Origin of the sequence: Blautia sp. DFI.6.71, from assembly GCF_020593585.1 — a bacterium.
Classification (GTDB): Bacteria; Bacillota; Clostridia; order Lachnospirales; family Lachnospiraceae; genus Blautia_A; species Blautia_A wexlerae.
On the sequence record NZ_JAJDMJ010000092.1, the window covers coordinates 1 to 5426 of the forward strand.

Consider the following 5426-nt stretch of genomic DNA (forward strand, 5'->3'; position numbering starts at 1 on the left):
AGATATCTAATCCTTTTAGGAATAAATATCTTCTGCTTTTAAGTTAATGACATTGAGTGTTTATGCGGGTTTGCGGGATTTTTAATTCTGAAAAAATATTACGAAAGTGTTAAAATGACCGAAATGGCACTTTTTATAGAGGTCTGAAATTCAGGAAATAATGATGTCAAAAGACATTTTTCCGGATTCTTTATCATATATGATCTGCTCTACAACACTTCTGATCAGATTTCCCTTTTCTTCATAACCTACGTCTGGATTCTTCAGGACGTCCGCAACAGAACGGATCTCTTTCAGGATTTCTTCTGTGTCAGGCTGCTCTGCCTGTTCTTCCTGTAATAGCTGTGAAAGGGCAGCAGTCAATTCTAATCGATCTGATACCAGACGGTCCTTATTATTCTTATATTCCTCCAGAGTATCTACTCCTGCCTCATAAGCCTCTTTGATTCTGCCTTCTCTCATGGTGAGCTTACCGATCTCTTTTTGTAGCTGCTCGATCTGCAGTGAATGATCGGTCTTTTTCTTTTTGCATACATATGTAAATTCTGCCCCATCTAAGATCTGATCAAAATAACTTATCACAGCTTCTTCAGCCTTTTTGACCGATAAGGCAACAGAAGTCTTATGAAATCCTTTTGCGTACTTCCAGCACTGGAAATAAGGACACTTATTATTACCGGTGTAAGAAAGCGTGGCCCCGCAGACAGAGCACTTCAAAAGACCGGATAGCCAGTGCTTACAGGCAGAGACATTCCGTGCCTTGACCGGGCGTTTCCGGGAAGTGATCAGCTTCTGACGTTTTTCGTACCGTTCCCTGGAAAGACGTACCTCATGGTTTCCTTCAAATTCCACTCCGTTCCAGACAACAGTTCCGCAATAGAAGGGATTTCCAAGAATCCGGTCAACGCTGCGCCGTTCAAAGAGGTTTCCCCGTTTTGTCCGGTATCCGAGATCATTGCAACGCCTGGCAATAGCTGTTTCATCTAAGTTCTGATTATCATACAGGTCCATGATATAAGAGACAATGGCATATTCAGCTTCATTAATGATATAAGGTTTTCCATGTCCAACTGCAGTATAGCCAAGACAGGGAGATGTCTGATAGCCTTTTTGCAGGGCTTTTTCTTTCATGCCACGCAAGACCTCACCCGACAATCGAATGGAATAGTATTCATCCATCCATTCGATGATGCGCTCAATCAGGCTGCCAAAAGGTCCCTCGATCAATGGTTCAGATACACTGATCACGTCTACATTATCCTTCTTGAGCATGCTCTTGTATACGATAGACTCTTCCTGGTTACGGGCGAAACGACTGAATTTCCATACCAGGATCACATCAATGGGGTGAGAGGGCTGCTTCGCCAGGGCAATCATCTTCTGAAACTCCGGGCGCTTCTGTGCATGCCGGCCGGAAACACTCTCAGTAAAGATAAAGTCTCCGGAAACAATCATGTCATTCTTCTGGGCATAATCCAGCAAAAGACGTTTCTGCGCATCAGGAGAAAGTTCTGTTTGGTCCTCTGTCGAGACGCGGATGTAAAGACATGCCACTTTACTGCTCATAAATATCACCTCGGTTTTATAAAATATGTAATTTTAAGTATAAAAATAACAGCCACACAAATGTTCTGATTGTGTAACTGCTCCGAAGATGATACAATATCTTTGCCAAAGTACGGAATCTCTTCGGAGATTCTTGAGCCGTCCCTGCTACCAACAGGGGCGGTTTTTATTATAATAATTCAGAGATCACAATTGATAAATCGGGATATATACATACTAGAATTTCATCATCAAAAGAGTATAATCCGGTACCCGATTCATTTTCAAAATCGTAAACGTTTACAATCCCCTTCATAGGATTAATGATCCAGTATTCCCTGACTCCGGACATACGGTATTTAAACAGCTTTATTCCGTAATCTTTACTCTGGGTAGCAGGAGAAACAACCTCAATTACCCAGTCAGGTGCACCATGACAACCTTTTTCATCTACTTTGTCCGGTGAGCAGACAACTGTTAAGTCTGGTTCGACATAGTTCTTGTTATCTTCATTCAGGAACACTGCAAATGGAGAAACATATGGTTTACAGGATCCGTTTTTACTTTTAATGTAATTGCGGATAGTAGCATACAGTTCACCGACGATTACCTGATGTCTGGTATTAGGCGGTGCCATCATATAGATCTGCCCATCAATCAGCTCTGCACGTTCGCCATCCGGAAGAGCGTAGATGTCATCTATTGTATAAATCCGTTCTTTGGGTAATGGCATAATGAAAACTCCTTTCGTTAATCCATTGATGTGATCACATATATACAAATGTTCGACTTGTGTAACTGCTCCGAAGATGATACAATATCTTTGCTAAAGTACTGGATCTCTTCGGAGATTCTTGATCCGTCCCTGTTACCAGCAGGGGCGGTTTTTATATGAATTTTTGTGTGATTAGCTGATTTAAACGTTCAAGCAAATCGTTTGGAAAACCCAAAACATCAAATATGCTTTGACCATTGAAATGTATGTCTTTATAAGGTGAAAGAATATTAAATAATTCGGATCTAAATCTGAATTATTAGATATTCTCAATTCAATCAATTTCTGGTGATTCCCCGTCATTCGAGGCATCTGTTCAAACGAGAATGTTTGGTTGCTGTTACCAGTAAGGGCACTTTTTGAAGACATTATTGAATGCAATGATAATTAAATAAACAGGGATTCTTCAAAAAATCTGCTTGTATAGGAATTAGGGCATCTTACCCATCCAGAAATATCAGCATCCTCAGCCCGGATATATATATAGGCACTGCCGCCAGAATATTTAATTTTATTTACAGTACATACTTCGTAAGCATCTGTTGTATAGATAATATTTCCGTTAGGGGCGTTCTTTATATTCAATGATTTTGCACATTTCCACATATTTTGTCCACCAAGAAGGGGATTGTATGATTTGGAATAAGTGACAGGATATGTAGTTTTGGAAAGCTTCAGAGAGCTTCCGGAAAGTTTATAAGTTATGGTATATTGAATAGAACCGACTCCTCCTGGCATTGACTGCATACGGATTTGAATGTAATTTGCACCAACTTTTTGAGTAAAACTATTATGGCGAGCATTGAAAGCACCTTTACGATGCGACATTAAATTGACAGCAGATACAAGTTTTCCAGATTTATAAGTCAATAATTTGTCGTAATCAATGTGATCATTATCAATGTCTTGGCATTTTAGCTTCAAAAAATGTTTATTTCCATTGAGAGTATAAAGATCTGCATTTACAAGATATATGTTTTGGGCGTTTAAACTAAAACTTTTTTTGCCATTCACCTCAATGTTCAGATAAGATTCCGACTTGAAATTTATTCGAATTTTATCAGCTTTGCCATCACCGGTGATGTCATATTTAGAGTATGCTACATTTGGCCGAATGGAAATGTTACTTTTTTGAGCTGCTTTAACAGTTAGCGGCATAGATATGGTGCTGATTGTAATTAGGGCAACTGTAAAATATTTTAATAATGTCTTTTTCATGTGAAAAACCTCCTGTATTCAAGAACTCATTCGCAGTTCTATGAGCTTTTGGTGATATCCAGTCATTCTAGACATCTGTTCAATAGTAAAATCTCTATATTCTTCCAATAGCGAATCTGGTAATAACAGCTCCGTTCTTTAATCTGCTGATGAAATCATATGTATCACCGCAAATGGTTCAAAATAAATAACATAATTATCAACAACAGCGTATACACCGTATTTAGAATGATAACACTGTATAGCCTCTTTTAAATATTCTTCCGTAGCGTTCAGATATTCAGCCATCTCATAAAGATTCCCACATCCTGCTTCATAAGCGCTGATCAGACCGGTAAGTCCAATCTTTAGATTATACCCATAAAGCCGAGCTCGATATTCCTGCTTTCGGCTTTCTACCTTATTCTGGTCTAAAATGTTTCCGGAGCTGGTGCGATAATGCCCGATTTCTTCGGCAAGCACACAGGATTTTTCTGCTTGTGCTTCTATATCCTTTCGGATTGCTATGCGACTGCCGCGGATCAGGCCATCATGTTCAGTAAGAGGTTGTTCTTTAACAAGTAACCCTTCTTGATCGGCAGCAGTCAGTAATTGTTCGTAATTCAATTGGGATCACCTCTTTAGCGATTAAAATAAAACGGTTCTCTCTAAGCTGTTTGCTTGTAGTCAACAACTGCAATTTCAGTCAGCATACCTTTAACTTTTTGAATAATTTCTTCAATTCGTTCAAGTGTTTCACCATTTAAATATTCTTCCCCACATTGAGAACACTTTTCACAAGGAACATTCTTGATAATGATATAGCATCCCTGATAATCAGTCATGTAAGTTGTTGTAGAAGATTCAATATTACCTTTGCAGTAAAAACAAGTCATTATGCATTCTCCTTTCTGGTTTTGAAATCAGATTCCCATTTATCAAAACTGGGGAAATAAGCTGTTATAAGGAACAAATCCGATTCGTGATTTCCGATGACTACATGAAGATATTTATCTTCGATGCTCATCCCCAGAATTAAACAACTGGGGTAAGGATAATCATCTGGATATTGTTCGATGATTTCTCCATTCATAATACAGGCTATTACATCTTTTAAGAATATCCTACGCTGTTCCAGCCTTTTAGCTGCGTGGAGTGTAATACGAATGTTTTTAGGTATACATAGTTTACGCAATTCCAATATATCTAATGCCATATCATTCCTCCCATTTTGAATCATCATTCATAATATCCAAATCATGCTGAACACCTTCGGGTGTTTGCTCAACATCCGTCCGGGCATGAGCTGCAAGAAGATCTTCTTCCATCTGCTGGGCGGAGAGAAGGTTCTTAGAGTAGGCGAGAACCTTTCTCTGGTTATGAGGAGACAACTGATTGCAGATTTCTATGATTTCCTTGCACTGAGCAGAGACGGAAGAGTTCTGAACAGATTCTGCTTTATAGGGAGTTCTTTCCATAGGAACGTCAAAACCCATAAGCCATGCTTCACTTACGTTCAATGCATTTCCTAGAATAAAAAGCTTTTCTTGGTTAGGCTCTGTTTTTCCAGAACAGTATTGACTTATATCTGACTTATTCATTTTTACATTATACTTTTGACAATATGGAACAGTCAAATTAAGAATATCAACCTGCCGAAGTCCGCGCATATTCATTATTGTTTTTAAACGAATTGCAGTGTTTTCTTTCTTCATAATGTTCTCCTTTTCGTAATTGAAATATAACACATATTATGCAAAAGTTCAATAATAAAAACCTAAAAGTTAAAAAAATTGAATTTTATGTTGACAGAAAATGGACGACGTGATATTACACAGATAATTCAAAAGCTTGATAGGCGTTTGCGAAACGCCAAAAGCCGCATAAATACGGCATTTTTTTGTTGTTA

General features: G+C 38.4%; 7 protein-coding genes. All 7 read right to left on the minus strand.

Going from position 1 to position 5426, the window contains the following annotated elements:
- Positions 1-150: 150 nt before the first annotated feature.
- The 7 genes from LJE12_RS19035 to LJE12_RS19065 all read right to left on the minus strand — a co-directional run bounded on the left by LJE12_RS19035 (position 151) and on the right by LJE12_RS19065 (position 5232).
- Positions 151-1566: a recombinase family protein gene (locus LJE12_RS19035; RefSeq protein ID WP_118341694.1), complete on the minus strand. Its 1416-nt coding sequence runs from the start codon at positions 1564-1566 to the stop codon at positions 151-153.
- 169 nt (positions 1567-1735) lie between these two features.
- Positions 1736-2278: a Uma2 family endonuclease gene (locus tag LJE12_RS19040; protein WP_008704149.1), complete on the minus strand. Its 543-nt coding sequence runs from the start codon at positions 2276-2278 to the stop codon at positions 1736-1738.
- 429 nt (positions 2279-2707) lie between these two features.
- Entirely contained in the window at positions 2708-3538 is an 831-nt protein-coding gene (locus tag LJE12_RS19045; RefSeq protein ID WP_008704148.1) for a hypothetical protein, read from the minus strand.
- A 138-nt stretch (positions 3539-3676) separates the two neighbouring features.
- Positions 3677-4144 carry a hypothetical protein gene (locus LJE12_RS19050; RefSeq protein ID WP_118341692.1) on the minus strand — a complete coding sequence of 156 codons (468 nt, stop codon included), beginning with the start codon at positions 4142-4144 and terminating at the stop codon, positions 3677-3679.
- Positions 4145-4185: 41 nt separating this feature from the next.
- Positions 4186-4413 carry a type II toxin-antitoxin system MqsA family antitoxin gene (locus tag LJE12_RS19055; protein WP_008704146.1) on the minus strand — a complete coding sequence of 76 codons (228 nt, stop codon included), beginning with the start codon at positions 4411-4413 and terminating at the stop codon, positions 4186-4188.
- On the minus strand, positions 4413-4733 hold the full coding sequence (locus LJE12_RS19060; RefSeq protein WP_008704144.1) for a DUF4258 domain-containing protein: 321 nt from the start codon (positions 4731-4733) through the stop codon (positions 4413-4415). Before LJE12_RS19060 ends, LJE12_RS19055 begins: the two co-directional genes overlap by 1 nt.
- A 1-nt stretch (position 4734) precedes the next feature.
- A complete protein-coding gene (locus LJE12_RS19065; RefSeq protein ID WP_118408932.1) occupies positions 4735-5232 on the minus strand; it encodes a helix-turn-helix domain-containing protein in 498 nt (165 codons plus the stop codon).
- Positions 5233-5426 lie beyond the last annotated feature (194 nt).